Consider the following 26999-nt stretch of genomic DNA (forward strand, 5'->3'; position numbering starts at 1 on the left):
GAATCAGGAGACGCCGATGCCTGCCGATGCTCCGCCGATGCTGGAATGTGTCGATCTGACCCGCATCTACCGCGAAGGGCCCCAGGACGTCACCGTGCTCGACGGCCTGGAGCTGCGCGTCCACGCCGGTGAGCGGGTCGCCATCGTCGGAAGTTCAGGGTCCGGCAAGACCACGCTGCTCAATCTGCTGGGTGGGCTCGACCGGCCCAGCCGGGGGGAAGTGCGGATCGCCGGCGAATCGCTGCTGGAACTGGGCGATACCGCACTGGGGCGCTTTCGCAATCGTCGTATCGGTTTCGTGTATCAATTTCACCATCTGCTGGCCGAGTTCACGGCGCTGGAGAACGCAGCGCTACCGCTGATCGTGCGCGGGCTGCGCAAGAAACGGGCCGAAGCCATCGCGCTGAAGCTCTTGGCACGCGTGGGCATGGAGCCGCGTGCCGACCACAAGCCCGGTGAGCTGTCCGGTGGCGAGCGCCAGCGCGTGGCCATTGCCCGGGCACTGGTCACCGACCCCAGCCTGGTATTGATGGACGAACCCACGGGCAATCTCGACCAGACCACCGCCTCCAACATGATGCGCCTGATGGATGAGCTGGCGCGTACCAGTGCCTGTGCCTTTGTCGTTGTCACCCATGACCCGACGGTCGCGGCGCATCAGGATCGCGTGCTCAGGCTCGAGGGCGGACGGTTAACCCAGCAGCCGGCAGCCGATTGAGCTCGCGTCGATCGCCTCGCCCTTACCTTTGCCATAGCCCTTGGCATGGCGGACGGTTGGAGGTGTCGGCCACTGCCGCCGGGGCTCAGCGATCCTCGTGGTGCTGTCGCCGGCGGAGCCGAGCCCGTCGCTTCCAGCTACGCGATACCTGCCAGCGCCAGATCAGGCGAATCATCACGTTACCGAGCAGTGCCACCCCGACGGCCGTCACCATGGAGCCCACCATCAGCGCGGGCAGGATGTCGACCATCCTGTCGGTCACCCAGCGGGTGGAGAGCTGGGTGGGTGCCTCTCGCACATTGGCGTTTGTCAGCCAGGCACCCAGCCGGTAATTGCCGTAAAAGATCAGCGGCATGGTCAAGGGATTGGTGATCCACACCAGGCCTACCGACAGGGGCAGGTTGCCGCGTACCAGCCAGGCACCGAAGGCAGCGACGGCCATCTGGAAGGGCATCGGCAGCATCGCACTGAACAGACCCACCGAGAAGGCATTGGCCACGCTGCGCCGTGACAGCACCCAGAGCGACGGGTCGGCAATCAATCCACTGACCAGACGCAAGGAGCGTTGGCGCCTCAGCGTCTCGGGATGGGGAATATAGCGCTGCAGTAATCGGCGCGGCATGTCGATGGGCTCGCAGCTGCGGACCCGAGCTATTATCCATACAAGCCCATTGACTCGCCATGGCGCTATCGCGAAGGCTAGCGGTCATAACACGGGCTCAGGAGCAGGCGGATGCGACTCGGACTGGCCATTCCGCTGGCCATTGCCGCCCTGGCGGGAGCGGGGCTCGGCCATCTCGCTCCGCCGGGGTTACTGGAAGCCTTGGCTGTCGCCATGCTGGTAGCCGTGGCCAGCGGGCGTCCGGTACACATGATTGCCGTCGGGGTAGTAGGTGGCGTGGCCATTGCCCTGTTGCTTGCCAAGGGCGCGGAGCTGGCGGACGGGTTGGCCGGTGAGGATCTGGCCATGCAGGGGCAGGTGCTGTCGGTTTCCCGGGAGCAGGCACCGCTGACGCGACTGACGCTTTCGGTCGAAGCCTGTGAACCCCTGGCCGATACCCGACCTTCCTGCGAGAGGCTGCGCCGGGTGCGGCTCTCCGCCTATGACGCACCGCCGATCGAGCGCGGCGAGCGCTGGGCGTTCACCGTGCGCCTGCGGCCTCCTTCGGGCTTCGCCAATCCTCATGCCTTCGATTACCGGGCCTGGTTATGGCGGGAGGGCATCCAGGCGACCGGCTATGTGCGCCGTGAGCCGGCTGCCCAGCGACTCGAGGCTGCGGATGTCTCGCTGCGCCAGTCGGCGCTTGACCATCTCGACGCCCAGGAGCTGAGCCCGCGTAGCGCCCGCTGGCTGGCGGCGCTGACGCTGGGCGCCAGCGAGCGGCTGGTTCAGGAGGACTGGGACCTTCTCAATGCCAGCGGCACCACGCACCTGATGGTGATTTCCGGCCTGCATGTGGGATTGATGGCGACCTTTGCGCTGTTGATTGGCCGCGGTGCCGCGCGGTTGATCACTCCCGGCCGTTGGGGCCTGGCCGTCTGGCCCTGGTGGTTCGCCGCGGCCTCGGCGTTGGGCTATGCCTGGCTGGCAGGCCTCGAACCGCCTGCGCTGCGCGCCCTGGTAATGACGCTGGTGGGGTTGTGGGTGGCGAGTGGACGTCACTCTCCTGGGCCGTGGCAGGCCTGGTGGCTGGCCTTGGCGCTGGTGTTGCTGATCGACCCGCTGTCCGTCTGGCGGCCGGGACTATGGCTGTCGTTCGGTGCCGTATCGCTGCTGATCCTGATCTGGCAGGGGCGAGCCAAGCCGCGCGGGGTGTCGGGTTGGCTGTGGGCGCTGTTGCGAACCCAGGTGATGCTGGCGCCGTTGATGGCGGCGGCGGTATTGCTGTCGTCCGAGCGTCTGGCGCCGGCCGCTCCCCTGGTTAACTTGGTTGCCGTCCCGCTGGTGAGCAGCCTGATGGTGCCGCTTGGCCTGCTGGGCTGGCTTTTTGCCTGGGCGCCTCCGCTGGCCGATGCCTGCTGGTGGCTGTTCGCCTGGCTGACCGAGGCGCTGGCCTGGGGGCTTGAACAGGCGGTGGCCTGGCTGCCGCTCTGGTTGCCCGAACCGTCCCAGGTGGTGCCGCTAGCACTGGCGTTGGGCGGCATATCTCTACTATGGGCACTCCCGGGCGTAGGGCAGCAGTTACGCCTGGCGGGGAGCATATTGCTGCCCCTGCTGCCGCTCACTGCTGTGCCGGAGGCCATCGAGCCGGGGCAAGTGCGGGTCAGGGTTCACGATGTGGGTCAGGGCCAACTCATCGAGCTGCGCACGACCGGCTACCGCGCGCTGGTTGATACCGGGCCGCGTTTCACCTCGGGGTTTGCGCCTCTGGATACCCTGTGGGCGGGCAGGCAACGCTTCGATGAGGTGATCGTCAGCCATGACGATCTTGACCACGCCGGTGGGGTCGCGAGTCTGGTCGAGAGCCACCATGTGGAGCGCTTTCGGTCACCCATCGCCGACACGTTCGGGACACCCTCGCTTGCCTGTCGAGCCGGCGATGCATGGCAGCGCGACGGCGTGACGTTCCGTATGCTCTGGCCGCCCGAGAATCACCGTGAACTGTCCAGCAACGACCGCTCCTGCGTGCTGGAAGTCAGCGTCGGGACGCATCGCCTGTTGATTACCGGTGACGTCAGCCGTGCGGTGGAACGCGCCCTGTTGCTGGAGACCCGCACACCGGTCACGGTACTGGTCGTCGGTCACCATGGCAGCCATTCAAGCTCCGGTCCGCAGTTCGTCCAGACGCTGGCGCCCCGTCATGCAGTCTTCAGCGCCGGGCGCGACAACACTTTCGGACACCCCGCGGGCGAGGTGGTGCGACGCTTCCGGCGGGCCGACAGTTGCCTGTGGAACACGGCCCAGGACGGTGCGCTGACACTGTGGTTGGGAAAAGACGCCCCAGGCAAGATAGTCGTCGAGCGTCCTGCCGGGTGGCGGCACGCCGGTGTCGAAGGGGACTGCCTTGCGTTAGAATCACCGGGTTGAGGGCATCGGGTGTTGGGGATTGGAAGGAGACGGTATGGACATGATGGAAGCCCTGATCGCCGGGGGGTGGTTGATGCTGCCGTTGCTTGGCTGCTCCTTGTTGGCGACGGTCATCATCATCGAGCGTCTCTGGACCCTGCGGGCCGGGCGCATCGCGCCGCTGGGGCTGGCGCAGGAAGTCTGCTCGCTGCTCGCTCGGGGGCAGGTCAACCTTTTCTGGCTGGAGGCCCACTCGCCACTGGGCGGGGTCCTGGCTGCCGGGCTGCGTAATGCGCGCCTGGGACATGAGCAGGTCAGGGCGCGTCTTCAGGAGGCGGCGACGGCGGTGATCCACGATATGGAGCGCTTCCTCAGCCCCCTGGGTACTATCGCCGCCATCACGCCGTTGATCGGCCTGTTGGGGACGGTCGTCGGCATGATCGACGTGTTCTCGGTGATCGTCTCGGGCGAGGGCGCCAGCCGCACGGCCGATCTGGCCGGTGGCATCTCTCAAGCGCTCGTGACCACGGCGGCAGGGCTGACCGTGGCGATTCCGGCGCTGATGTTTCACCGCTATTTTCAGCGCCGGGTAGAAGATATTACGGTGCGCATGGAAGAGCAGGCCAGCCAGGTGGTGGAGTTTCTCGCCCATCGCCCCGGCGGTCTGGCACTGGCCGAATCCACCGGTACCGGCCGGAATGGCGAGCGCCTCGAAGCCGATGGCCGCATTGCGCCCAAGGTGAAACCCTCGTGAGATTCCCGCGCACGCATCGTGATCCGGTCGAGGTGAATCTCACGCCGCTGATCGATGTGGTCTTCCTGCTGCTGATATTCTTCATGGTCTCGACCACCTTCGAGACCCGCCAGGCCCTGGAGCTGGAACTGCCGGAAAGCGTCAGTGGCGCGGCAGCGGAAGCCACGCCGGTCACACTGGTGATCGGCGCCTCCGGCGAGTATCGACTGGGCGAACATCGGGTCACGGGTGACGAGCTCAGCGAGGCTCTGGCCGAACAGGCCGACCAGGCTCGCGAACATGGCCTGGTGCTGGAGGCGGATGGCCAGGCCCGGCACGCAGCGGTAGTACGAGCCCTCGACCTTGCCGGCACGCTCGGCATCCGTCAGGTTCGTATCGCCACCACCGAAGCAACATCCACCCGAGCGGAGATACCGTGACTCAAGACTCCGGCTGGCAACTCTACAAGCGACTGCTGACTTATGTCCGCCCGCACTGGCGCTCCTTTGCCCTGGCGGTCGTGGGCTACGTCATTTATGCCGCGTCGAGCACGGCGTTGGCGGAAATGATGAAGCGGCTGATCGATGGTATTCAGAATCCCGATGCCAGTTTTCGTCTCTTCCTGCCGATGTTCGTGGTGGGCATGTTTGCGGCCCGCGGTCTGGGTACCTTCCTCGGCACCTATTTCATGAGTGACGTGGCGCGAAATGTGGTCCATGCGCTGCGCTGCAATGTCTTCGACCACATGCTGCACCTGCCGGGGCGCTTCTTCGATGCCCACTCCAGCGGTCACCTGATTTCCCGGGTCACCTATCACGTCGAGCAGGTCACGGGGGCGGCTACTAAAGCCCTGACGATTCTGCTGCGCGAAGGATTGTTCGTGATCGGCCTGATTGGCTATCTGCTGTGGACCAACTGGATGCTGACCTTGCTGTTCCTCGCGGTAACGCCATTGATCGCGGCGGTGGTCAGCTATGCCAGCAAGCGCTTTCGGCGGATCTCGAGCCGCATCCAGGCGTCGATGGGCGAGGTCACCCATGTGGCCTCCGAGGCGCTGTCGGGCTACCGGGTAGTGCGCACCCATGGCGCCGAGCCATTCGAGAAGGCCCGCTTCGCCCGTGCCAGCGAGTACAACCGCCAACAGAGCATGAAAGAGGCGCTGACCAAGGCGATCAGCACGCCGGTGATCCAGCTGCTGGTGGCGCTGTCGCTGGCGTTGCTGGTGTGGTTGGCGATGTCGCCGGCGCTGATGGCCGACATGACGCCGGGCGAGTTCGTGGCCTTCGTCACCGCGGCCGCGCTGATGGCCAAGCCGGTCCGCCAGCTCACCGAGATCAACAGCGAAATCCAGAAAGGCATCGCCGCCGCGGCGGAGCTGTTCGGGCTTCTTCAGGTCGATCAGGAGCGCGACGAGGGCAGCCATGACCCGGGACGGCTCGAAGGTCGGATCGTCTTCGAGGGAGTGCGGTTTTCCTATGGCGAGGACCAGCCCGAGGTATTGGGCGGGATCGACCTCGAGGTGGCGGCGGGCGAGATGATCGCCATCGTGGGGCGTTCGGGCAGCGGCAAGTCGACCCTGGTGGGGCTGCTACCGCGCTTCTATCGCCCGACCGCGGGCCGCCTGCTGGTGGATGACGTGCCGATAGAAGACTATCGGCTGGCGCCTTTGCGACGACAGATCGCCCTGGTGTCGCAGCAGGTCACCTTGTTCAATACCAGCATCGCCGACAACATCGCCTATGGCGTGTCGGATGCCGACCCCACGGCCATCGAGGCTGCAGCCCGGGCCGCCCATGCCCACGAATTCATCGAGAAGATGCCGCAAGGCTATCGCAGCATCGTCGGCGAGAATGGCGTGATGCTCTCGGGTGGCCAGCGCCAGCGCCTGGCGATTGCCCGGGCCATCTTCAAGGATGCGCCGCTGCTGATCCTCGACGAGGCGACCTCGGCGCTGGATACCGAGTCCGAGCGCTATATCCAGTCGGCACTCGAAGAAGTCTGCCGTGGACGCACCACGCTGGTCATCGCCCATCGTCTCTCGACCATCGAGCGCGCCGACCGCATCCTGGTGATGGAGCAGGGCCGGATCCTCGAACAGGGCAGTCATGCCGAATTGCTGGCCCGCGATGGGGCTTACGCGGCCCTGCATCGCCTGCAGTTCCAGGAGGCGCTTTGAGGGTCAAGGAGCGGCTCGCGGCGCGCTGGCTCGACGCCGCCTACCGGGGAGACGCCTGGCTGATTGTCCTGCGCCCCGTCGAGTGGCTCTATCGATGGCTGGTAGCGCAGCGGGCGCGGCGCTACGCATCAGGCACAACGCCCGTCTGGCACGCGTCGGTGCCGGTGATCATCGTCGGCAACATCACCCTGGGCGGCACCGGCAAGTCGCCGCTGGTGGCCTGGCTGTCGAGATGGCTGAGCGAACGCGGCTGGCGACCGGGGATCGTGGCGCGGGGCTATGGAGGTCGGGCGGTGGGCTATCCGCTGCGCGTCACGCGCGAGACACCGACCAGCGAATGCGGTGACGAGCCGCGCATGCTCGCCGAGCAGACCGGCGTACCGGTGGTCGTGGACCCGGATCGCCCGCGCGGTGCGTGCAAGCTCGTCGAGGCCGGCTGCGATATCCTGTTGAGCGATGACGGTCTGCAGCATCTGGCGCTGGGACGCGATGTGGAAATCGTCGTGGTCGACGGTCGACGTGGCTTTGGCAATGGCCGCTGCCTGCCGGCGGGACCGCTTCGTGAGCCGCTCTCGCGACTCGGCTCGGTGAGCGCCGTGGTAGTCAATGGCGAGCCGAGATTCGTCCCGCCCGACGGGGCCTATGTGATGGCGCTGGCCCCCGTGGCCTGGCGCTCCCTGAATGACGGCCGGTGTGTGCCGCTGACGCCGTTGCCGTTCTCCGGCCCGGTGAACGCTATCGCCGGTATCGGTAATCCCCGCCGCTTTCAGCATACCCTCGAGCGGCTCGGCGTCACCTCGACACTGCACGCCTTCGCTGACCATCATGTCTATCGCAGGGCGGATTTTGCCAGGGTGGCTGACAGGCCGCTGGTGATGACGGCCAAGGATGCGGTGAAGTGTCGTGGGCTGGCGCCTGCCGGCAGCTGGGTGCTGGACGTCGAGGCCGTGCCCGAGCCGTCCTTCGTGGCCTGGCTTGAAGAGCACCCGGCCATGCGGCGCCCGCGTGATGATGACGACAGGGCCGCGGCTGACTGAACAATCGAACGCATTCAGGTCGTGCGACTCGCGCGACAACAGGAGAAACGCAGATGGACAAGGAATTGCTGGCCATGCTGGTCTGCCCGCTTTGCAAGGGCAAGCTCAAGTACCATCGGGACGCCGAAGAGTTGCATTGCCTGTTCGACGGATTGGCCTATCCGATTCGCGACGGCATCCCGGTGATGCTCGCCGAAGAGGCGCGCGTCCTTGATGTTGACGAGAAACTGCATACGTCTCCAGGACGCTCGGGAGAGGCCTGATGTCGCCGCGGGAGTATATCGCCGTGATCCCGGCGCGCCACGGCTCGTCGCGACTGCCCGGCAAGCCGCTGGCCGAGATAGCCGGAGAGCCCATGGTGGCTCACGTGTGGCGACAAGCCTGTCAGAGTGGCGCTGTGCGGGTCGTGGTGGCGACCGATGATGCGCGTATCGCCGACGCCATGGCGCCCTATGGCGCCGAGGTGGTGATGACCGCCGCCAAGCATCTCTCGGGTACCGATCGGCTGGCCGAAGTGGCCGAGCGGCTGGGGCTTGCCGACGAGAGCGTATTGGTCAACGTCCAGGGCGACGAGCCGCTGATCCCGCCGGTGCTGATCGATCAGGTGGCCGACAGGCTCTTCGACGATCCCCAGGCCTCGATCGCCACGCTGGCGGAGCCGATCGCTGACGTCGAGGCGCTGTTCAACCCCAGCGTGGTCAAGGTGGTACGGGCGCTCTCCGGTCGGGCCCTGTACTTTTCGCGCGCACCTATTCCCTGGAATAGAGAGGCTTGGGACCGCAATGCCTTCCTGGAGCAGCCGACGCTGCTCGAAACCGATGCCTGGCTGCGGCATATCGGACTCTATGCCTACCGGGCGAGCTTTCTCGCCGAATACCGGGATTGGCAACCCTCGTCGCTCGAGCGCCTGGAGCAGCTCGAGCAGCTGCGTGCGCTCCACTATGGTCATGTCATTCAGGTGGCGCTGGCCCGCGTGCCCAACCCGGCCGGCGTGGATACCGCCGAGGATCTGGCGCGCGTCAGGGCGTTGCTGGAGCAAGGAGAACGATGATGCGTGTCCTGTTCGTTTGCCTGGGCAATATCTGTCGCTCACCCACCGCCGAGGGTGTCTTTCGTCACCTGCTGGAAACGCGGGGGCTGGAACATCGCGTCAGTGTGGAATCCTGTGGCCTCGGTCCCTGGCATGTCGGCAAGGGACCCGATTCCCGGGCGCGCGAGGCGGCGTTACGGCGTGGTATCGATCTTTCCACGCTGCGCGCCCGCCAGCTCGCCGATGATGACTTTTATCGCTTCGATTACCTGCTGGCCATGGATCACGATAACCTGGCTGCCATCGAGGCGCGGCGACCCGCTGACAGCCAAGCCCATGTCGGCCTGTTTCTCGCCTTTGCCGGCCAGGCTGACGGGGCCGTGCCGGATCCCTACTACGGCGGCGACAACGGCTTCGAAACGGTGCTCGATCTGGTCGAGGCGGCGTCCCTGGGCTTGATCGAGGAGGTCGAGGCCAGGCTGGAACGCGGCTCTTGAGCGTGACGCTTTACCAAGCCCACGACCTCACGCGCGCCAATACCCTTGGGCTTCCGAGCGTTGCCGAGCGCTTTGCCGCACCGCGCAATGTCGAGGCCCTGAACGAGAGCCTGCGGATGGCCCGTGCCCACGCCTGGCCGCTCACGGTACTCGGCGGCGGCAGCAACCTGATCCTGCCCGAGCGTCTTTCGGGTCTCGTGTTGCAGCCGGCCATGAGCGACTGGTGGCTGGAAGCGCAGGGCAATGCGGTGCGTGTACATGTCGATGCCGGGGTCGTCTGGCACGAGCTGGTGATGGCCCTGGCCTCCCGAGGCCTGTGGGGCACCGAGAATCTCGCGCTGATTCCCGGGCATTGCGGTGCGGGCCCCATCCAGAACATTGGCGCCTACGGGGTCGAACTCGCCGAGGTGCTGGAGGCCGTCCATGTTGTCCATCTCGATGATGGCCATGAGACGGTATTGGCAGCCGCCGACTGCGGCTTCGGTTATCGCGACAGCATCTTCAAGCGGACACTGGACGGGCGAGTGATCATCACCCGGCTGGTGCTTAGGCTCTCGCGCACGCCGACTCCCAGGCTGGGCTACGCCGACCTGGCGAGCCGGGTCGGTAAGAGCCCCACACCACTAGCAGTGGCCGAGGCCGTCTGCGCGATGCGCCAGGAGAAACTCCCCGATCCCGCGCAGTTGGGCAATGCCGGCAGCTTTTTCAAGAACCCGCTGGTGGACGCGAAAACGGCCGACAATTTGCGCGTCGATCACCCCGACTTACCGCACTTCCTTCAGCTGGATGGCCGGGTGAAACTGGCCGCCGGCTGGCTGATCGATCGCGGTGGGCTCAAGGGCTGGCGGCGCGGACACTTTGCGGTTCACGATCGCCAGGCGCTGGTGCTGGTGCACCTGGGGGGCGGTAGTGCCGACGAGTTGCTCTCCTTCGCCGACGAGGTCGCCGCCAGGGTGGCGGACCGCTTCGGCGTCGTGCTAGAGCGCGAGCCACGGTTAGCCTGATCAGCACACCCTAGCCAACCACAAACGACAACGCCCGCGGTGTAGGCCGCGGGCGTTGTTCGTTCAGGATGCCAGGATATTATCCTTGATGGCCGTCTCCGGCCTTGGTCTCCTGCTCGCGGCGGCGAATCTCGCGCGGATCGTTATGAGCGCGCCGGCGCCGGCGTGACGCCTTGACCGCACCCTTGGCGACCTCCTCGTCGGACTGGTCATCGGCCTCGACCGAAGATTCGGCGCTCTCAGCTTGAGCCGTTTCGTCGTCAGCCGACGTCTCTTCAATCGATACCTTTTGAGACGGTGCTTCGTCTGCCGAGGTTTGAGGCGTCCCGTCCGAGGAGACATTGGCTTCCGGCCGGGCGGCTTCAGCGGATGGCTCTTCAGCGGGCGGCTCTTCAACATGAGTCGGCGCCGGCGTCTGGGCCGATTCGACGTCTGCGTTGGCAGCCTCGGGGTCGGCCGTCTGCAGTGACTCGGCGTTTGGCTCGGTCGGTGTTTCTTCAGCTTCAGAGGTCTGGGCTTCGGGCGCCTGAGCGTTTTGTGCCTCGGCCTCAGTAGCTTGAACGTCAGAGGCTGGGGCTTTTGGCGCCTCGGCCTCTTGCACCTCCTCGTTGGTCATTGCCTGGGCGCTAGTCTCGGTTTCCTGGGGCTTCTCAGCCGAGACGGGCTCGGTCCCGGCGGCCTCGGGCGCGTCACTTTGCGCCGCTGGCTGTGGCTGGGCATCCGGCTGCACGGGCGTCGCATCCGCATTCGTAGCGGCTTTGGCCACCTGCGCTTCGGAGTCTGACGCTTCAACGTTATCAGCCGGCTTGGCGGTTGCCTCGGCGGTCTCGGGTTCGGCCGGTTTGGCGTCCGTTTGCTGGGCCTCGGCAACTTGGCCAGACTTGGCAACTGCCCTTGAGCGCCCGGCTTTCCCCTCGATCTTCGCCTTGGATTCGGCTTGCGAGGCGGATTCGCCCTGCAGTGGCAAAGGCTCCTCGCCGGGGCTTGGCTCTTCCGCTCTTGCCTCTTTTGCCGCTTCGGCCTGGAGGCGTTGCTGTTCTGCCTCGGCCTTGGGGTTGATGGCGGACTGACGGCTGCGCTCACGCGGGTTATTGCGGGTGCGCTTGGGTTTGCCGTCGTCGACGGGCTCCGCGGCTACCGGCTTTTCGGTGCGCTTGTCATTGGGCTTGTCGGCTGCCTTCTCGGCCGGCTTGTCGTTCGACTTCTGTCGACGCGGCGCTTCGTCGCGCGACTTTGAGGCGTCGTCGCGCGACTTGGGCGCTTCCTGTTGGCGTGGCTGACGATCCTCATCCTGGCGCTTGCGATTACGCCCGCCCCGATTGCCGCGATTATCTCGATTATCGCTGCGTGAGTCGGTGCTGTCGGACTTGGCCGAGGAGGCTTCGCTATCTTGGCTGGGAGCAGGGCGTCGCTCGTCATTGCGAGGACGACGCTGACGGCCGCCGCGGTTTCCGCGATTGGCACGTCCATCATCGTTCGATTTGGCCTGTTGCGGGTCCTGTCCACCACGACGCCCATCGCTGCGGTCGTCGGGCGCGGTCTTGGTGCTGTCGCCAGGCGTCTGCTCGTTGCCCAACAGCTTGGCCAGGCCCTTGACCAGTCGGCCGAGCACTCCGGCCTGGGCAACCGGTGTCGGCAGGGCGGCAGGGATCCGATCCGCCGGCGTTCTTTCGGAGGGCTTGCGTTCAGCAGGCGTTTTCTCGGCAGGTTTTTCCTCGAAGGACTTTTCCTGCTGTTGCAGGGAGGCGGGCGCCGGCTCGTGATGGATCACGGTCTTGACGGCGGCCTCGGCGCGTTGCACGGGCTTGCCGAAGGCGGCCTCGGGCTCCTTGCCGACCTCGGTGTCGGTGGGTAGCTCATAGCTGGACAGCGGGGCGGTGCCTTCCTCGTCCATGTGATCGTCGCGCAGACGCTGTACGTCGTAATGCGGGGTATCCATGTCGGGGTTGGGCAGCACCATCACGCGCACGTCCTGGCGACGCTCGATCTCGGCCAGCACCTTGCGCTTCTCGTTGAGCAGGTAGGTGGCGACCGGCACCGGCAGGATGGCGCGGATCTGGGCGCTGCGCTCCTTCATCGCTTCCTCTTCGATCAAGCGCATGATCGAGAGCGAAATGGAGCGTACATCACGAATCGTGCCCTGGCCGTCGCAGCGCGGGCAGACCACGCCACTGGTTTCGCCGAGCGAGGGGCGCAGACGCTGGCGGGACATTTCCATCAGGCCGAAGCGGGAGATCCGACCGATCTGCACGCGTGCCCGGTCAAGCTTGAGGGCGTCGCGCATGCGATTTTCGACGTCGCGCTGGTTGCGTGCCGGGCTCATGTCGATGAAGTCGATGACCACCAGGCCACCGATATCGCGCAGACGAAGCTGGCGGGCGATCTCGTCGGACGCTTCCAGATTGGTCTGAAGCGCGGTCTCTTCGATATCGCTGCCACGAGTAGCGCGGGCCGAGTTGATATCGATGGAAACCAGCGCTTCGGTGTGGTCGATGACGATGGAGCCGCCGGAGGGCAGCTTGACCTCTCGCTCGTAGGCGGTCTCGATCTGCGATTCGATCTGAAAGCGCGAGAAGAGCGGGACCTCGTCGACGTAGAGCTTGATCTTCTGCTGGTAGGAGGGCATGACCTGGCGGATGAATGCCAGCGCTTCCTGATGAACCTGCTCGCTGTCGATCAGCACCTCGCCGATGTCCTGACGCAGATAGTCGCGCATGGCGCGAATGATCACATTGGATTCACGATAGATCAGGAAGGGGGCGGGCTGCTTGCCGGCTTCGGCGGTAATGGATTCCCAGACCTGTACCAGGTAGTCGAGATCCCATTGCAGCTCTTCGGGCGAGCGGCCGATGCCGGCGGTGCGCACGATCAGCCCCATCTTGTCGGGCACCGCCAGCTGGTTCATGGCCTCCTTGAGCTGGCTGCGTTCCTCGCCTTCGATCCGTCGGGAAATGCCGCCGGCCTTGGGATTGTTGGGCATCAGCACCAGAAAGCGGCCGGCCAGGCTGATGAAGGTGGTGAGCGCCGCTCCTTTGTTGCCGCGCTCTTCCTTGTCGACCTGGACGATGACTTCCTGACCTTCCTTCAGCACCTCCTTGATGCTGGGGCGTCCGGAAACCTCCTTGAGGAAGTACTCGCTGGAGATCTCCTTGAGCGGCAGAAAGCCGTGGCGATCGGCGCCGAAATCGACGAAGGCCGCCTCCAGGGAGGGCTCGACGCGGGTGATCTTGCCACGGTAAATGTTGGCTTTTTTCTGTTCCCGGGCACCAGATTCGATATCTAGGTCGTAGAGGCGCTGACCATCGACCAGGGCGACCCGCAGCTCTTCCGGCTGGGTCGCATTGATGAGCATACGTTTCATGTCGTCTCGCAATTCTTGGCGCGCCGGAAGGCGGCGACAAGGCGTCGACGTGGGCGAACCTCTGGGTGCTGCGTGCTTGTGCTCGGCGCTTGCCTCTACGGCTTGATGGCACCTGATCGTGTCGTCACAAAGCCATATTTAAATGGGTGTCACGACGCGACCTTGTTGAGTACGGGGCGGAGTCAGGACATGTTTCGGTGGGAGGTCGCCCATCCGGCCCTGCGGTCACCGCCAACACCTGGCATACATCGATTCGCCAACGCCGGCCTCCGGCACGATATTGAACGTGTCCCGTGGCCTGTCGCCACTCCGTGACTGGGGGAGTGGCGGGGATCCGGGCGTGGCGTCGTATCGGTTTCGCTATGTTGTTTCGCTTCTGGGCGGCGGGACGGATAAGCGTCGTCGCGGCCTGAACGTTTGTCACTCCGGCCTGCGTGTCTGTCGTGCAGGCGCATGAACGGACTTTAATGGCCCATTGGAGTGAGCTGGCAATATACCAGTAATGATGTTGACCAGCAATTGACACAGACTGCCATCCAGTGCGGTAGAATGCGCTTTTACGCCGGTTTGACAGCGGAGACTCGGCATGGCCGAAGGGCGCGAGGTACAGTGGATAGAAGTGGCCGAAGGTCAGGTGGGTCAGCGAGTCGACAATTTTCTGATGTCACGGCTCAAGGGGGCGCCCCGCGCACTCGTGTACCGCATCGTGCGCAAGGGCGAAGTGCGAGTAAACAAGAAGCGCGTCAAGGCAGACACTCGCCTGGCGCTGGGTGACTTGGTGCGCATACCGCCGCTGCGGTTGACGCCACGCGAGGCGGTGCGCGAGGTCAGCGACAGCCTGCATAACCTCTTGGCGGGCAGTGTGCTGCTCGAGGGCCCCGACTGGCTGGTCATCAACAAGCCCTCGGGACTCGCCGTGCACGGGGGAAGTGGGGTGAAGATCGGCCTGATCGAAGCGCTGCGCCAGGTTCGCGAGGATCTGGATTTTCTTGAGTTGGTGCATCGGCTGGACCGCGACACCTCGGGGTGTCTGCTGCTCGCGAAATCGCGTCCGGCCCTGCTGGCCCTGAACGAATCGCTCAAGCAGCATCGCATGGACAAGCGCTACCTGGCGCTGGTAGCGGGGCGCTGGCCGGCCCGGCGCGACTTCGTCAGTGCCCGTCTCGAGCGCTTCGAGGCCGGCAATGGCGAGCGACGGGTGCGGGTCGATGTCGCCGGCAAGATGGCGCGGACGCGCTTTTCGGTGCGCGAAACCTTCGACCGACTCACCCTGATCGAGGCCGAGCCGGTGACCGGGCGCACCCATCAGATTCGTGTCCATGCCCAGCATGCCGGCCATCCGTTGCTGGGTGACGATAAATATGGCAGTCGCGAAGGCGCGCGGCTGGCGACGAGCTTAGGCCTGTCGCGGCTTTTCCTGCACGCCGAAGCGTTGACTTTCCCGGAACCTACGAGCGGCCGGCCGGTGCAGATCAAGGCACCGCTTCCCGACGACCTCGCGACGGCGCTCGTCCGGGCCCGTCGGCCGTCGTGACTGGAGCCGCCATGCGCTATCGACTGATGATCTTCGATTGGGACGGCACCCTGATGGATTCGGCAAGTCGCATCGTTTCCAGCATGCAGGCCGCCGCCCTTGAAGCCGAATGGGGGTCGCTTTCCGACGAGGCGGTCCGCGACATCATCGGGTTGGGATTGCCCGAGGCGATCGCCGCGTTATGCCCCGGTATCGACCCGGCTCGCGCAGCGCGGTTGCGTGATCGCTACGCCTTCCATTTCGTCGAGGGCGACACCACCCCGATGCAGTTCTTTCCCGGCGTGGAAAAGGGGCTTGCCAGCCTGCATGCCCTCACCGATCAACGCTTGGCGGTCGCCACCGGCAAGAGTCGACGGGGTCTCGATCGGGTCTTTCGGGAAAGCGGTAGCGGCCGCTGGTTCCATGCGAGTCGTACGGCCGATGAAACGCTGTCGAAACCGCATCCGCGTATGCTCGAGGAGCTGCTTGCCGAGCTCGAGGTGCGTGTCGAGGAGGCGGTGATGATCGGTGACACCGAATATGACCTGGAAATGGCGCGGGCGCTGGGGATGGACCGTGTGGCAGTGACCTACGGCGTCCATGCGCCATCACGGCTTGCGGCTTGCCGTCCCATCTTTACCGCCGGGAGCTCGACCGCTCTCTTCGACTGGCTGCACGATTGAGTTTCAGGGATTACTTCACGGGATTAAGATTACCATGAGCGATGATGACAACCGCCAGGACCCTTGGATAGACGGGCCTGAGCTTGGCGACGATCAGGCACGGGCGGCAAGCCGGCAGCACGAGGCGCCTCGCGAATCGACAGGAGAAAAGTCGGCAGGAGACGGGTCGGGACGAGAAAGTGCCGAGGTCCTGCGGGAGCGCCAGCGGCTGGAACAGCTGCACATGATGGGGCGCTGGGTCGATGGCGTGCTGGTCGAGCAGCGTCGCACCCGGCGTTGGAAGCTGTTCTTCAGGTTTTTCTTCCTCGCACTGTTGCTGGCCTCCCTGGCGGTGATCTTCTATGGCCTGTTTGGCCTGTCGAGCGCCACCGCGCCGACGGGCCCACACCTTGGTGTCGTCGAGGTGAAAGGCGTGATCGACGGCGATTCCCCCGCCAATGCCGAGCGTGTCATCGAGGGGCTCAATCGCGCCTGGGAAGCCGAGGGTAGTCAGGCTGTCGTGCTACAGATCGATAGTCCCGGTGGCAGTCCGGTGCAGTCCCAGCGCATCTATGCGGAGGTGATGCGCCTGCGGGAACAGGGCGACAAACCCATTATCGCCGTGATCGAGGATATCGGGGCCAGCGGCGCCTATTACATTGCCGCCGCGGCTGACGAAATCATCGCGGCACCGGCTAGTCTGGTCGGCTCGATCGGGGTCATATTCTCGAGTTTCGGCTTCGAAGAGGCGATCGAGCGCCTCGGCGTGGAGCGCCGCCTCTATGCGGCCGGTGACAACAAGGGCTTTCTCGATCCCTTTTCGTCGGTGGCGCCAGAGCAGCAGGAATTCTGGGAAACGGTGCTGGAAACCACTCACCGCCAATTCATCGACGACGTGCGCGAAGGGCGTGGCGATCGCCTCGCCGACAACGACAATCTGTTCTCGGGGCTGGTCTGGAGTGGGGAACAGGCACTCGATCTCGGGTTGGTCGATTCGCTGGGTAGCCTTCATGGCCTGTCTCGCCAGCGTTTGGGTGACGTTCAACTGCGCGATTACACGCCGAGCCTGGACCCGTTCGAGCGAATCTCGCGTCAATTCGGCCGTGTCGCCGCCGAATGGCTGGGCGCGACATCGAGGAATCAATCGCCGCTTCGCTACCAGCTACCCTGAATGCCCGGCGTCAGCGGGGCTGGCGCAGCGGGTCGAGGCCGGCCTCGCGAAGCATCGCGCAAAGTCGAATCAGCGGCAGCCCGATCAAGGTGTTGGGGTCGTCCCCCGCGAGCCTTTCGAACAGCGTGATACCGAGACCTTCCATGCGGAAGCTGCCGGCGCTGTCCAGAGGCTTTTCGAGCGCCACGTACTGGGCGATCTCGGTATCGTCGAGCCGGCGAAAGACCACGTCATAGGTCTCATGGCAGACATGTTCCTCGCGCCGTGCGGTATCGATGAGCGCCAGGCCGGTCATGAAACGCACGCGCTGGCCTGAAAAGCGAGCCAGATTGTCGCGTGCGGTCGCTTCGTCGTGGGGCTTTCCGAGAATATCGCCGTCGAACAAGGCCACCTGGTCCGAGCCGATGATCAAGTGGTCGGGATAGTCGTTGGCCAGGCGGTTGGCCTTGGCGAGGGCCAGCCGTTCAACGAGCGTCTGCGGCGTTTCCCCGGGCCGTGGCGTCTCGTCGATGTCGGGGCTCGACCAGACGTAGGGGAGTGCCAGGCGGTCGAGCAACTGGCGACGCCAGCGTGAACCAGAGGCGAGGACTAGGCGCGTCATACAGAGTCTCCGGGAGCTATCAGGGCGGTGCTAGTAAGTTTTTTATACGTCGACATGATGGCCCTTCGGGCCAATGCAGCAGGGGCCAGTCTAACGCCTCGGCAGCGAGAGGGTGACAAGCTTTGACAGGGGCAGGGCGAGTGCCTATCATTGCGCGCCTATGTTGACCTCACGACTTCCCGACAAGGTCGAGCCTTACAAGCTCGCCGCCCGCGCCGAACACCTCGAAGGGCTTGTGTCCCTCGACGGATTCGTACGCCTGGCCGAAGCCGTCGGCCCCCAGAGCGGCGATTGCCGGGTGTGGCTCGATTTTGGCGTCGACGCTCAGGGCCAGCGAGAGATTCGCGGCCGCCTTGAAGCCGACTTGCAGCTGCCTTGCCGGCGCTGCCAGTCGCCGATGGCACAGCAGGTAGAGAGCGAATTTCACCTCGGCATGGTCACCAGCGACGCCCTGGCCGCCGCGCTACCGAGCACGCACGAGCCGGTGCTGGTGGAAAACGAACAGCTGAACCTCCTGGAGGTGATCGAGGATGAACTGATCCTCAGCCTGCCGCAGGTGGTTTACCACGACGAGGCCGATTGCCGAGTCTCACGAGACCAGCTGAGCAGCGGAGTAGAAGCAGAACACTCCGTCGCGCCCGCAGCGAGTCCGTTCGAGGTGCTCAAGCGTCTCAAAGGCAAATCCTGATTCATCATCGTTTCACTCTGGAGTAATCCCCATGGCAGTTCAAAAGACTCGCAAGACTCGTTCCAAGCGCGGCATGCGTCGCAGCCACGATGCGCTGACAGCGCCGACGTTATCCCAGGACCAGGAAACGGGAACCACGCATCTGCGTCATCACGTCTCTCCTGACGGCTTTTACCGTGGCCGCAAGGTCGTTGACGCCTGAGGTAAAGTGTTTCTCTCTCGTTGACGTCCGGACCCTGACTGTCTCGTGTGGATTGCCGTTGACGCCATGGGTGGGGATCTTGGCCCGTTCGCCACCGTTGTTGGTTCGGCCAGCGCGGCTAACGACGTGCCGGATCTCGAAATTCGGCTCTTCGGCCCGAAACGCCGCCTAGATGATGAAATTTCTCGCCTGCCGCGGCACCTTGCTGCGGCGGGTTCGCGTATGAGTGTTGTCAATGCGCCTGAGGTAGTGGGTCAGGATCAGCGCGTTTCCGAAGCGCTGCGTCGCGGTGCCTGTAGCAGCATGGCGAAGATGCTCGATTGTGTTGCTGCCGGCGAGGTGCGAGCTGGCGTCAGTGCCGGTAACACCGGCGCGCTGATGGCGCTGGCCCGTCGTGCCATGGGCACGGTCCCGGGCATATCGCGCCCGGCGATCAGCACCTCGATTCCGACTCGCAATCAGGGACGTTGCTACCTGCTCGACCTAGGGGCGAACGTCGAGGTGTCGGCCGACCGGCTAATAGAGTTTGCCTTGATGGGCGAGGCAATGGCGCGCCATGTAGACGGCCTGAGCTCGCCGCGGGTAGCGTTGCTCAACCTCGGTGTCGAAGGCAGCAAGGGGCCTTCGAGTGTCCGGCAGGCCGATGCGTGGTTGCGCGATCAGCCCGACATCGCCTATGTAGGGTTTATGGAAGGCGACGGTATTTTCAGTGGCGGTGCCGACGTGGTGGTTTGTGATGGTTTCGTCGGCAACGCGGTCCTCAAGGCAAGTGAAGGACTTGCCCGGATGCTGGTCGAGCGTGTTCAGGCGACCTTCGACGCCCACTGGGGAAGCCGGCTGGTGGGCGCCATGGCCCGGCCGGCACTGCGGCGGTTGAAGCGTGAGCTTGACCCGGTGCGCTATAACGGTGCCAGCTTGCTGGGGCTGGATGGCATCGTGGTCAAGAGTCATGGTAGTGCCGACGCCACCGGCTTTCACTATGCGGTGTTACGCGCGGTGCAGGAGGTCAAGCATGACCTGCCGACGCGACTGGTGGCTGAGCTCGTCCAGCGGCGACCGACGGCCGACTCGTGCGCCGGTGGTGTCCGAGGCGGCAACCGGCCCGATGGCGATACAAGCCAACAAGAGAAAGGTGATTGACATGACGCAACCCCTTGCCCTCGTGTTCCCCGGCCAGGGGTCTCAGCAGGTAGGTATGCTGCGAGAGCTGGCAGAACGCTACAGCGTGGTGGGCACTACCTTCGATGAGGCCTCCGACGCGCTCGGTTACGACCTCTGGCAACTCGTGCAGGAAGGCCCGGCCGATGCGCTGAACGCCACGGCCTGTACACAGCCGGCGTTGCTCGCTTCCAGTGTGGCCGTATGGCGCGTCTGGCAGGAGCTGGAGGGGCCTCGCCCGGGCGTCATGGCCGGCCATAGCCTGGGTGAATACAGTGCCATGGTCTGTGCGGGTGCGCTGCCCTTCGCTCAGGGCGTGAGGCTGGTCAGATTGCGTGGGGAGGCGATGCAGGAGGCGGTACCGGTCGGTGAGGGTGCCATGGCGGCCATCCTGGGTCTCGATGACGATCAGGTGGAACAGGCCTGTGCCAATGCGGCACAGGACGACGTGGTGTCGGCGGTCAACTACAATGCCCCAGGGCAGGTGGTCATTGCCGGCAGCAAGGCTGCCGTGGAGCGAGCGATTGTGGCCTGCCAGCAAGCGGGGGCCAGGCGTGCCGTGGAATTGCCGGTTTCGGGGCCCTTTCATAGCGCGCTGATGCGTCCGGCCGCCGAGCGGTTGGCTGAGGCGATGGATGAGGTCGAGTTGCGTTCACCGCGCTACACGGTCATACAGAATGTTGATGCACAGGCGCATGCCGACATCGAGACATTGCGTACCCGTTTGATCGAGCAGCTCTATCAGCCGGTACGCTGGACCTCGTGCGTCGAGGCAATGGTCGAGCAGGGGGCTCGGGTGTTCATCGAATGCGGTCCCGGCAAGGTGCTCACGGGTCTCAACAAGCGCATTGCACGGGGTAGCAAGGGACTGGCCGTCAACGATCCGGATAGCTTGGAGGCGGCGCTGGAGCTGGCCAGGGAGGCGACGGGGTAGTTGCCGTTTAATGGCCGAACGACATTCATGCATGCAATCTTCTCGGGATAAAGGTGGAATACCCCATGACAAGCGAGCGTAGAGTCGCCTTGGTCACCGGCGCCAGCCGCGGTATCGGCCGGGCCATCGCCCATGAACTGGGACGACAGGGCCATATCGTGATCGGAACGGCCACCAGCGTGAATGGGGCCGGCCGGATCGATGCCGACCTCAAGGAAGCGGGAATCGAAGGGGCGGGACGTCAACTGGATGTCAACGATCAATCGAGCATCGATGGGCTGGTCAAGGCAGTAAGCGATGCGTTCGGGGCTCCCACGATCCTTGTCAACAATGCCGGCATTACCCGCGACAACCTGCTGATGCGCATGAAAGAAGACGAATGGGATTCGGTGATCGACACTAATCTCAAGTCGGTCTATCGCGTCAGCAAGGCTTGCCTGCGTGGCATGACCCGGGCCCGCTTCGGTCGCATCATCTGCATCAGTTCGGTGGTCGCCAGCATGGGCAATCTTGGCCAGACAAACTATGCTGCGGCGAAAGCCGGCATGGAAGGCTTTACGCGGGCTCTGGCGCGTGAAGTGGCCTCGCGTTCGATCACCGTCAATTCGGTGGCCCCCGGTTTCATCGCCACCGACATGACCGAGTCGCTGCCAGAAGAGCAGCAGAAAATGCTGTTGGGTCAGATTCCCCTGGCGCGGCTGGGTAAGCCCGAGGAGATCGCGGCTGCGGTCGGGTTTCTGGCCGGCGAGACGGCAAGCTACATCACTGGCGAGACCCTGCATGTCAATGGCGGCATGAACATGCATTGACAGCCGCCTGGCTCGGCTTGCGCCGACCAGAGGGCGTCTATAAACTACCCCGCAGCTTTTGGCTTGCGGTTTCGAAATAGCTGGTTTTCAGAACGGCTAACGTGAACGACTGGAGTACGTACAATGAGCACCATCGAAGAGCGCGTGAAGAAAGTTGTGGCCGAGCGCCTGAACGTCAAGGAAGAAGACATCCAGAATTCCTCGTCTTTTACCGAGGATCTGGGCGCTGATTCCCTGGATACCGTCGAGCTGGTCATGGCGCTCGAAGAGGAGTTCGATACTGAAATTCCCGACGAGGAAGCCGAGAAGATCACGACCGTTCAGGAAGCCATCGACTACGTCAACGCTAACCAGTAATTCGGTGGCGCTTGAGTCTGCTTGTTGATGCGCCGGGCCATGTCCCGGAAATAGCCGTCCGTCAAGGGCGGCTTTCTCGTATCTGGGCGAATCCCGCAGGCGGCACAGGTAGCCGAGACTCGGGTATAATGCGCGCAATGGCGGCTCCGGCTCGGGGGTCGTGTCACCAGTATCGTGGGGAGGAAAACGGATGGCTCGTAAAAGGGTGGTGGTGACCGGGCTCGGTCTGGTTACACCGGTAGGGAATACCGTCGAGAAGAGTTGGACCAATATCGTGGCCGGCAAGAGCGGAATTGCGCCCATTGAGCATTTCGACGTCAGTGGCTTCAATACCCGTTTCGGTGGCTCGGTCAAGGACTTCGACATCAGTCCTTATCTCAATCCCAAGGAGGCCCGCAAGATGGACCTCTTCATCCAGTACGGGATGGCGGCCGGTGCCCAGGCGATCGAAGATTCCGGCATCGAGTGCACCGAGGAAAATTCTGGCCGGATCGGTGTGGCTATCGGCTCGGGCATCGGTGGGCTGCCGATGATCGAGCACAACCACCATGCCCTTCTCAAGGGAGGCGCCCGGCGAATCTCGCCCTTCTTCGTGCCCGGCTCGATCATCAACATGATCTCGGGCAACCTGGCCATCCAGCATGGTTTTCGCGGTCCCAACATCGCGATTACCACGGCCTGCACCACCGGCACGCATAATATCGGCTATAGCGCGCGCACCATCGCTTATGGCGATGCCGACGTGATGGTCTGCGGTGGTGCTGAAATGGCAACGACGCCACTGGGCCTGGGTGGCTTTTCGGCGGCTCGCGCGCTGTCGACCCGCAACGACGATCCGGCGGCGGCCAGCCGTCCCTGGGATTGCGATCGCGACGGCTTCGTGCTCTCCGATGGCGCTGGCGTCATGGTGCTCGAGGAGTACGAACACGCCAAGGCCCGCGGCGCGCCCATCTATGCCGAGCTTACCGGTTTCGGCATGAGTGACGACGCCTACCATATGACCTCCCCACCGGAAGATGGCAGCGGTGCGGCCATCTCCATGAGCAATGCCATCCGTGACGCGGGTATTGCCCCGTCGCAGGTGGATTACATCAATGCGCATGGCACCTCGACACAATCCGGTGACCTCGCCGAGAGCCGTGCCGTCGAGAGGGTGCTGGGTGACGCCGCGAAGTCCGTGGCGGTGAGCTCCACCAAGTCGATGATCGGTCATCTGTTGGGCGCGGCGGGCGCCGTCGAGGCGATATTCAGCGTGCTGGCGATCCGCGACCAAATCGCGCCACCGACGATCAACCTGGAAGCGCCGCAGGAAGGCTGCAATCTGGATTATGTGCCCCATCATGCGCGAGATATGAAAATTGAGGTCACGCTCTCCAACTCCTTCGGTTTCGGCGGTACGAATGGCACCTTGGTGTTTGCCAAGGTGTGAGAGGCACATCATCCCATTCCGCGGGCTGGCCTTTCGATGACCGTGGCGTCGCCTATGGCGACGGCCTGTTCGAAACCGTGCTGCTGCGGGATGGTCAACCGCAGCTCTGGGAGGCGCATCTGGCCCGCCTCGCAAGAGGCTGTGAGATGCTTGCCATTCCCCTGCCGGCGCAAGCTGCGCTGGAACAGCCGTTGGCTGCGGCAGGTCAGGGTCTACAGGTATTGAAGTTGATGCTCACTCGCGGCAGTGGCGGTCGCGGCTACCAGCTGCCAGCGGATCCTGAACCAAGGCTGCGTTGGTGTCTGGTACCGTTTGTGCCAAAGGAGGCCTGCTGGATGCGCGGCGTGCACATACGCCACTGTGCGTTGCGTTTGGGCATTCAGCCGGCGCTGGCGGGACTCAAGCACCTCAATCGCCTGGAGAGCGTGCTGGCCCGAGCGGAGTGGTCAACGCCTGAGGTTGCCGAGGGCGTGCTGTGCGATACCGAGGGGCGGCTGGTCGAGGCGACCAGCATGAATCTTTTCTGGCTGCGTCACGGTCATCTGGAAACCCCGCGGCTGGATCGTTGTGGTGTAGCGGGAACACTGCGTGACGCCCTGCGGCAACGCGTCAGCCTCCAGGAGGTCGAGAGAGGGCCGGAGGTGCTGGAAGAGGCCGAGGCGGTATGGCTCGGCAACTCCGTGCAGGGGCTCTGGCCGGTGGCTCGCCTCGATGATGCCCAGGGCAGGGAGCTCAAGCGCTGGAATATCAGGCATCGTCATCGTCCGCTTCAGGCAGAAGCTCATGCCCTGCTGGGTTATCCACTTTTCCCATGACGGTTTTTGAGCCGCACTGGCCCTGTGTCGACCCTTTGCAACGAGGAAGCACATGCTGCGTCTGTTAAAGGTACTGATAGCCTTGGGGGTGATTGCCGGGGTAGCGCTGTTCGCCGGTTATCGCTATTGGGAATCGCGGCTTGAGGCGCCTATCACGCTGGACGAATCGACCATCTACGAAGTGCCTGCCGGGGCGGGGTTCCATGGCGTGGTGCGCGACCTAGGTCAGCGCGGCATCGTCAGCGACGCCTGGGCCTACCGCCTGCTGGTGCGGCTTGATCCGCAGAGCGTGCCCGAGCTGCGGCCTGGCGAGTATCGGCTGGAGCCCGGCATGAGCGGCCGCGATGTGCTGGCGCTGCTGGACAGCCACGAGGTGGTCACCTATTCGCTGACGATTCCCGAAGGCTGGACCCTCCAACAGATGCGCGACCGACTCGCACAAGCGCCCAAGCTCGCGGCGCTGACCGCCGATCTGACCGACGAACAGTTGATGGCGCGGCTGGGCCGCGAGGACAGCCACCCCGAGGGCTGGTTCTTTCCCGATACCTACCGCTATCAGAAGGGAATGAGCGATCTGGATATTCTGCGTCAGGCATTGAACCGGATGGAAGCAGTCCTTGAGGAAGTGTGGGCCGAGCGAGACGACGACCTGACCATCGACACCCCGTATGAAGCGCTGATCATGGCCTCCTTGATCGAGCGCGAAACGGGGGTTCCCGAAGAGCGCCGGGACATCGCCGGCGTGTTCAAGCGACGCATGGAGCGCGGCATGCGTCTGCAGACTGACCCCACGGTGATCTACGGCATGGGCGAGCGCTATGAGGGCAATATCACCCGGGCCGATCTGCGTGAAGCCACGGCCTACAACACCTACGTGATCGATGGCCTACCACCGACGCCGATTGCCCTGCCGGGACGCGGCGCTCTGGAGGCGGCGGTCAACCCAGCCGAGGGGGAGAGCCTGTATTTCGTTTCCCGCGGCGACGGCACGCATCAATTTTCAGATTCACTGCGCGAGCACAACAACGCAGTGAATCGGTACATTCGCAATCGTTGATCAGGGAGCGGCTGCCACCATGTCGCAGCGCGGACGATTCATCACGCTGGAAGGCGGTGAAGGCGTGGGCAAGTCCACCAATCTGGCACTGGTGGCCGACTGGCTCGAAACCCGCGGCATCGAGGTCGTGCGCACGCGTGAGCCCGGTGGTACCGCCAGGACCGAAGCGATCCGTGACCTGCTGCTTGACCCCGATGTCGCCGAGCCGCTCGATGACGACGCCGAGTTGTTGCTGGTGTTCGCCGCGCGTGCCCAGCACCTGGCCAGCAAGATCCGCCCGGCGCTGGCGCGTGGTGCCTGGGTGGTCTGCGATCGCTTTACCGACGCGACCTTTGCCTACCAGGGAGGTGGCCGGGGGATAGCCGCGTCGCGTATCAGCGCGCTGGAGGCCTTCGTTCAGCAAGGGCTGCAGCCCGACCTTACGCTGTTACTGGACATGCCCATGCAAGCAGCACAGCGGCGCCTGCAGGGGCGCCTGGAGCATAATGGCGCACAACGTGACCGTTTCGAGCGTGAGCGTGGCGAGTTCTTCGAGGCGGTTCGCCGGGCCTATCTGGACCGCGCTGCTTCGGCCCCCGAGCGCATCGCCGTGATCGATGCGTCGGCCGATCTCGCCACAGTACAGCATCGGCTGCTGGCGCATCTGGAAACGCGGGTCGCCGCATGGCGTTGACACCGTCGAACGACCTGGCGCCGCCGCCCTGGCTGGCGGCGCGGTTCCGGGCCCTGACCGATCAGGCCCGTGCCGGGCGCTTGCCCCATGCGCTGCTTTTTTCGGGCCCGCGGGGCGTGGGCAAACAGCCGCTTGTTAAAGCGTTAGTCGCCTGGGTGCTGTGCGCCAGTCCCGGTGAGCATGCCTGCGGCCACTGCCATGGCTGTCGAATGCTAGCGGCGGGCTACCATCCGGACCTGCTCAGGGTCGAGCCGGAGGAGGGCAAGCGGCAAATCCGTATCGATCCCATTCGCGCGGTCAACGCCTTCGTCGCCCAGACTGCCCAGCAGGGCGGCTATCGCGTGATCGTGATCCAGCCGGCCGAGGCGATGAACGTGGCCGCCGCCAATGCGCTGCTCAAGAGCCTGGAAGAGCCCGGTGCGCGGACGCTGTTCATGCTCATCGCCGATATCCCCTCGCGGATGCTGCCGACCATTCGTTCACGCTGCCAGCAATGGACACTTTCGCCCCCCGCGGCCGACGAATGCACTGACTGGCTGGCCGAGCGCCTGGGCGATGAGGCCAATGCGCGCTTCTGGTGGCAGGTGGCCGGCGGCCTGCCATTGGCCGCGCTGGAGCAGGCGGCGCCCGAGGCGCGCGCCCTGCGCCAACAGTTGCACGAGACCTTCGAGGCGTTGGTACGAGGGGCCGAGCCGGTGGCCGAAGCGGCGCGACTGGATCGGCAGTCGATCGATGCGATCCTATGGTACGGTATCGCCTGGCTGGAAGACCTGATTCGCCTGGGCCTCTCCGGTGATAGCCGGGCGCTGCGCAACCCCGACCTGCTGCCGCTGTACCGCCAGGCCGTCAAGAATGGCCGCCTGCGTGACTGGTTCAGGTTGCTCGACTATGCTCGCGAGCAGCGGCGCCTGCTGGCCATGGGGGGCAATCCCAACCCCCAGCTGGTGCTCGAAGCCTGGCTGGTTCGCTGGTCGGCGCTGCTGCGCTCCTGACCCTGACTTGCGTCGTAACTCGAGGAGACGGCCATGGCCGCCCAGAAAGCGCTGTCACTGACCATCCAGGATGTCCCTACCCTGCTCTCGGCCTATATGCCGTCGCTCGACCGTGGTGGCATTTTCGTACCCACCCGCGAGCGCTACGAACTCGGCCAGGAAGTGTTTCTGTTGTTGATGCTGCCCGGCGAGAGCGAGCGCGTCCCGGTGACCGGCCAGGTGGTCTGGGTCTCGCCGGAAGGCGTTGCTGGCCGCCGCGTTCCAGGGATCGGTATCCACTTCGGCACCGAGGATCAGGCGGTCCGCGGTCGCATCGAGAGCCTGCTGGCCGGTCAGCTGGACAAGGGTGCAGCGACCTATACGCTCTGACGACTT

At 64.5% G+C, this 26999-nt stretch carries 28 protein-coding genes; 25 read left to right on the forward strand and 3 right to left on the reverse strand.

Annotated features, from left to right (window positions below; all coding sequences use genetic code 11):
* Nucleotides 1-16: 16 nt before the first annotated feature.
* On the forward strand, nt 17-718 hold the full coding sequence (locus tag BM341_RS15830; protein WP_245784305.1) for an ABC transporter ATP-binding protein: 702 nt from the start codon (nt 17-19) through the stop codon (nt 716-718).
* A gap of 85 nt (nt 719-803) precedes the next feature.
* Here the strand turns inward: BM341_RS15830 and BM341_RS15835 are convergent, their stop codons facing one another.
* Nucleotides 804-1340 (reverse strand): DUF2062 domain-containing protein, encoded by a 537-nt coding sequence (locus tag BM341_RS15835; RefSeq protein WP_089797036.1) that lies wholly within the window; start codon nt 1338-1340, stop codon nt 804-806.
* A 111-nt stretch (nt 1341-1451) separates the two neighbouring features.
* Here BM341_RS15835 and BM341_RS15840 point away from each other — a divergent pair, with 111 nt between their 5' ends.
* Genes BM341_RS15840 through murB form a run of 9 tightly spaced genes read left to right on the forward strand, consistent with a single transcriptional unit; the run spans nt 1452 to nt 10202 of the window.
* Entirely contained in the window at nt 1452-3746 is a 2295-nt protein-coding gene (locus BM341_RS15840; RefSeq protein WP_089797037.1) for a DNA internalization-related competence protein ComEC/Rec2, read from the forward strand.
* 34 nt (nt 3747-3780) lie between these two features.
* Complete coding sequence (locus BM341_RS15845; RefSeq protein WP_245784306.1) at nt 3781-4479, forward strand: MotA/TolQ/ExbB proton channel family protein; 699 nt, start codon at nt 3781-3783, stop codon at nt 4477-4479.
* Nucleotides 4476-4898: an ExbD/TolR family protein gene (locus tag BM341_RS15850; protein ID WP_089797038.1), complete on the forward strand. Its 423-nt coding sequence runs from the start codon at nt 4476-4478 to the stop codon at nt 4896-4898. Before BM341_RS15845 ends, BM341_RS15850 begins: the two co-directional genes overlap by 4 nt.
* Complete coding sequence (gene msbA, locus BM341_RS15855; RefSeq protein WP_089797039.1) at nt 4895-6634, forward strand: lipid A export permease/ATP-binding protein MsbA; 1740 nt, start codon at nt 4895-4897, stop codon at nt 6632-6634. Before BM341_RS15850 ends, msbA begins: the two co-directional genes overlap by 4 nt.
* Nucleotides 6631-7671 (forward strand): tetraacyldisaccharide 4'-kinase, encoded by a 1041-nt coding sequence (gene lpxK / locus BM341_RS15860; protein WP_089797040.1) that lies wholly within the window; start codon nt 6631-6633, stop codon nt 7669-7671. The genes msbA and lpxK overlap by 4 nt, the downstream gene beginning before the upstream one ends.
* A gap of 53 nt (nt 7672-7724) precedes the next feature.
* The gene (locus tag BM341_RS15865; protein WP_089797041.1) at nt 7725-7934 is read left to right on the forward strand and encodes a Trm112 family protein; all 210 of its coding nucleotides are present in this window, start codon (nt 7725-7727) and stop codon (nt 7932-7934) included.
* Entirely contained in the window at nt 7934-8722 is a 789-nt protein-coding gene (gene kdsB / locus BM341_RS15870; protein ID WP_089797042.1) for a 3-deoxy-manno-octulosonate cytidylyltransferase, read from the forward strand. The genes BM341_RS15865 and kdsB overlap by 1 nt, the downstream gene beginning before the upstream one ends.
* On the forward strand, nt 8722-9198 hold the full coding sequence (locus BM341_RS15875; RefSeq protein WP_089797043.1) for a low molecular weight protein-tyrosine-phosphatase: 477 nt from the start codon (nt 8722-8724) through the stop codon (nt 9196-9198). Before kdsB ends, BM341_RS15875 begins: the two co-directional genes overlap by 1 nt.
* Nucleotides 9195-10202 carry a UDP-N-acetylmuramate dehydrogenase gene (gene murB, locus BM341_RS15880; protein WP_089797044.1) on the forward strand — a complete coding sequence of 336 codons (1008 nt, stop codon included), beginning with the start codon at nt 9195-9197 and terminating at the stop codon, nt 10200-10202. Before BM341_RS15875 ends, murB begins: the two co-directional genes overlap by 4 nt.
* Nucleotides 10203-10281: 79 nt before the next feature.
* On the opposite strand, the gene rne is transcribed toward murB, so the two are convergent.
* A complete protein-coding gene (gene rne, locus BM341_RS15885) occupies nt 10282-13563 on the reverse strand; it encodes a ribonuclease E (RefSeq protein WP_089797045.1) in 3282 nt (1093 codons plus the stop codon).
* 586 nt (nt 13564-14149) lie between these two features.
* On the opposite strand from rne, the gene BM341_RS15890 reads away from it, so the two are divergent.
* From BM341_RS15890 to sppA, 3 genes are read left to right on the forward strand one after another with little or no spacing between them, the layout of a single operon-like run.
* Nucleotides 14150-15097: an RluA family pseudouridine synthase gene (locus BM341_RS15890; protein WP_089797046.1), complete on the forward strand. Its 948-nt coding sequence runs from the start codon at nt 14150-14152 to the stop codon at nt 15095-15097.
* A gap of 11 nt (nt 15098-15108) precedes the next feature.
* Complete coding sequence (locus BM341_RS15895) at nt 15109-15759, forward strand: HAD-IA family hydrolase (RefSeq protein ID WP_089797047.1); 651 nt, start codon at nt 15109-15111, stop codon at nt 15757-15759.
* A gap of 34 nt (nt 15760-15793) precedes the next feature.
* Complete coding sequence (gene sppA / locus BM341_RS15900; protein WP_089797048.1) at nt 15794-16909, forward strand: signal peptide peptidase SppA; 1116 nt, start codon at nt 15794-15796, stop codon at nt 16907-16909.
* 10 nt (nt 16910-16919) lie between these two features.
* On the opposite strand, the gene BM341_RS15905 is transcribed toward sppA, so the two are convergent.
* On the reverse strand, nt 16920-17510 hold the full coding sequence (locus tag BM341_RS15905; RefSeq protein ID WP_089797049.1) for a Maf family protein: 591 nt from the start codon (nt 17508-17510) through the stop codon (nt 16920-16922).
* 160 nt (nt 17511-17670) lie between these two features.
* Here BM341_RS15905 and BM341_RS15910 point away from each other — a divergent pair, with 160 nt between their 5' ends.
* From BM341_RS15910 to BM341_RS15965, 12 genes are all read left to right on the forward strand, one after another.
* Entirely contained in the window at nt 17671-18198 is a 528-nt protein-coding gene (locus BM341_RS15910) for a YceD family protein (RefSeq protein ID WP_089797050.1), read from the forward strand.
* A 31-nt stretch (nt 18199-18229) separates the two neighbouring features.
* Nucleotides 18230-18400: a 50S ribosomal protein L32 gene (gene rpmF, locus BM341_RS15915; RefSeq protein WP_089797051.1), complete on the forward strand. Its 171-nt coding sequence runs from the start codon at nt 18230-18232 to the stop codon at nt 18398-18400.
* 45 nt (nt 18401-18445) lie between these two features.
* Nucleotides 18446-19540: a phosphate acyltransferase PlsX gene (gene plsX / locus BM341_RS15920; protein ID WP_089797052.1), complete on the forward strand. Its 1095-nt coding sequence runs from the start codon at nt 18446-18448 to the stop codon at nt 19538-19540.
* A 1-nt stretch (nt 19541) separates the two neighbouring features.
* On the forward strand, nt 19542-20492 hold the full coding sequence (fabD, locus tag BM341_RS15925; RefSeq protein ID WP_089797053.1) for an ACP S-malonyltransferase: 951 nt from the start codon (nt 19542-19544) through the stop codon (nt 20490-20492).
* Nucleotides 20493-20557: 65 nt separating this feature from the next.
* Nucleotides 20558-21301, forward strand: coding sequence for a 3-oxoacyl-ACP reductase FabG (gene fabG, locus BM341_RS15930; RefSeq protein WP_089797054.1), 744 nt, complete (start codon nt 20558-20560; stop codon nt 21299-21301).
* A gap of 123 nt (nt 21302-21424) precedes the next feature.
* Entirely contained in the window at nt 21425-21658 is a 234-nt protein-coding gene (acpP, locus tag BM341_RS15935) for an acyl carrier protein (protein ID WP_021820799.1), read from the forward strand.
* Nucleotides 21659-21848: 190 nt separating this feature from the next.
* Nucleotides 21849-23087 (forward strand): beta-ketoacyl-ACP synthase II, encoded by a 1239-nt coding sequence (gene fabF, locus BM341_RS15940; protein ID WP_089797055.1) that lies wholly within the window; start codon nt 21849-21851, stop codon nt 23085-23087.
* Nucleotides 23084-23902: an aminodeoxychorismate lyase gene (gene pabC, locus BM341_RS15945; RefSeq protein ID WP_089797056.1), complete on the forward strand. Its 819-nt coding sequence runs from the start codon at nt 23084-23086 to the stop codon at nt 23900-23902. The genes fabF and pabC overlap by 4 nt, the downstream gene beginning before the upstream one ends.
* Nucleotides 23903-23954: 52 nt before the next feature.
* Nucleotides 23955-24959, forward strand: coding sequence for an endolytic transglycosylase MltG (gene mltG, locus BM341_RS15950; protein ID WP_089797057.1), 1005 nt, complete (start codon nt 23955-23957; stop codon nt 24957-24959).
* 19 nt (nt 24960-24978) lie between these two features.
* Nucleotides 24979-25632, forward strand: coding sequence for a dTMP kinase (tmk, locus tag BM341_RS15955; RefSeq protein ID WP_089797058.1), 654 nt, complete (start codon nt 24979-24981; stop codon nt 25630-25632).
* The gene (locus BM341_RS15960; protein ID WP_089797059.1) at nt 25623-26624 is read left to right on the forward strand and encodes a DNA polymerase III subunit delta'; all 1002 of its coding nucleotides are present in this window, start codon (nt 25623-25625) and stop codon (nt 26622-26624) included. Before tmk ends, BM341_RS15960 begins: the two co-directional genes overlap by 10 nt.
* 33 nt (nt 26625-26657) lie before the next feature.
* The gene (locus BM341_RS15965; RefSeq protein ID WP_089797060.1) at nt 26658-26993 is read left to right on the forward strand and encodes a PilZ domain-containing protein; all 336 of its coding nucleotides are present in this window, start codon (nt 26658-26660) and stop codon (nt 26991-26993) included.
* Nucleotides 26994-26999: the final 6 nt, after the last annotated feature.

Source organism: Halomonas korlensis (assembly GCF_900116705.1).
GTDB lineage: Bacteria > Pseudomonadota > Gammaproteobacteria > Pseudomonadales > Halomonadaceae > Halomonas > Halomonas korlensis.

What these genes read in the sequence shown, in the direction of transcription:
- BM341_RS15830 (WP_245784305.1), top strand. Translation starts at nt 17, where the DNA reads ATGCCTGCCGATGCTCCGCCGATGCTGGAATGTGTCGATCTGACCCGC.
- BM341_RS15835 (WP_089797036.1), bottom strand. Translation starts at nt 1,340, where the DNA reads ATGCCGCGCCGATTACTGCAGCGCTATATTCCCCATCCCGAGACGCTG.
- BM341_RS15840 (WP_089797037.1), top strand. Translation starts at nt 1,452, where the DNA reads ATGCGACTCGGACTGGCCATTCCGCTGGCCATTGCCGCCCTGGCGGGA.
- BM341_RS15845 (WP_245784306.1), top strand. Translation starts at nt 3,781, where the DNA reads ATGGACATGATGGAAGCCCTGATCGCCGGGGGGTGGTTGATGCTGCCG.
- BM341_RS15865 (WP_089797041.1), top strand. Translation starts at nt 7,725, where the DNA reads ATGGACAAGGAATTGCTGGCCATGCTGGTCTGCCCGCTTTGCAAGGGC.
- kdsB (WP_089797042.1), top strand. Translation starts at nt 7,934, where the DNA reads ATGTCGCCGCGGGAGTATATCGCCGTGATCCCGGCGCGCCACGGCTCG.
- BM341_RS15875 (WP_089797043.1), top strand. Translation starts at nt 8,722, where the DNA reads ATGCGTGTCCTGTTCGTTTGCCTGGGCAATATCTGTCGCTCACCCACC.
- rne (WP_089797045.1), bottom strand. Translation starts at nt 13,563, where the DNA reads ATGAAACGTATGCTCATCAATGCGACCCAGCCGGAAGAGCTGCGGGTC.
- BM341_RS15890 (WP_089797046.1), top strand. Translation starts at nt 14,150, where the DNA reads ATGGCCGAAGGGCGCGAGGTACAGTGGATAGAAGTGGCCGAAGGTCAG.
- BM341_RS15895 (WP_089797047.1), top strand. Translation starts at nt 15,109, where the DNA reads ATGCGCTATCGACTGATGATCTTCGATTGGGACGGCACCCTGATGGAT.
- sppA (WP_089797048.1), top strand. Translation starts at nt 15,794, where the DNA reads ATGAGCGATGATGACAACCGCCAGGACCCTTGGATAGACGGGCCTGAG.
- BM341_RS15905 (WP_089797049.1), bottom strand. Translation starts at nt 17,510, where the DNA reads ATGACGCGCCTAGTCCTCGCCTCTGGTTCACGCTGGCGTCGCCAGTTG.
- BM341_RS15910 (WP_089797050.1), top strand. Translation starts at nt 17,671, where the DNA reads ATGTTGACCTCACGACTTCCCGACAAGGTCGAGCCTTACAAGCTCGCC.
- rpmF (WP_089797051.1), top strand. Translation starts at nt 18,230, where the DNA reads ATGGCAGTTCAAAAGACTCGCAAGACTCGTTCCAAGCGCGGCATGCGT.
- fabD (WP_089797053.1), top strand. Translation starts at nt 19,542, where the DNA reads ATGACGCAACCCCTTGCCCTCGTGTTCCCCGGCCAGGGGTCTCAGCAG.
- fabG (WP_089797054.1), top strand. Translation starts at nt 20,558, where the DNA reads ATGACAAGCGAGCGTAGAGTCGCCTTGGTCACCGGCGCCAGCCGCGGT.
- acpP (WP_021820799.1), top strand. Translation starts at nt 21,425, where the DNA reads ATGAGCACCATCGAAGAGCGCGTGAAGAAAGTTGTGGCCGAGCGCCTG.
- fabF (WP_089797055.1), top strand. Translation starts at nt 21,849, where the DNA reads ATGGCTCGTAAAAGGGTGGTGGTGACCGGGCTCGGTCTGGTTACACCG.
- mltG (WP_089797057.1), top strand. Translation starts at nt 23,955, where the DNA reads ATGCTGCGTCTGTTAAAGGTACTGATAGCCTTGGGGGTGATTGCCGGG.
- tmk (WP_089797058.1), top strand. Translation starts at nt 24,979, where the DNA reads ATGTCGCAGCGCGGACGATTCATCACGCTGGAAGGCGGTGAAGGCGTG.
- BM341_RS15960 (WP_089797059.1), top strand. Translation starts at nt 25,623, where the DNA reads ATGGCGTTGACACCGTCGAACGACCTGGCGCCGCCGCCCTGGCTGGCG.
- BM341_RS15965 (WP_089797060.1), top strand. Translation starts at nt 26,658, where the DNA reads ATGGCCGCCCAGAAAGCGCTGTCACTGACCATCCAGGATGTCCCTACC.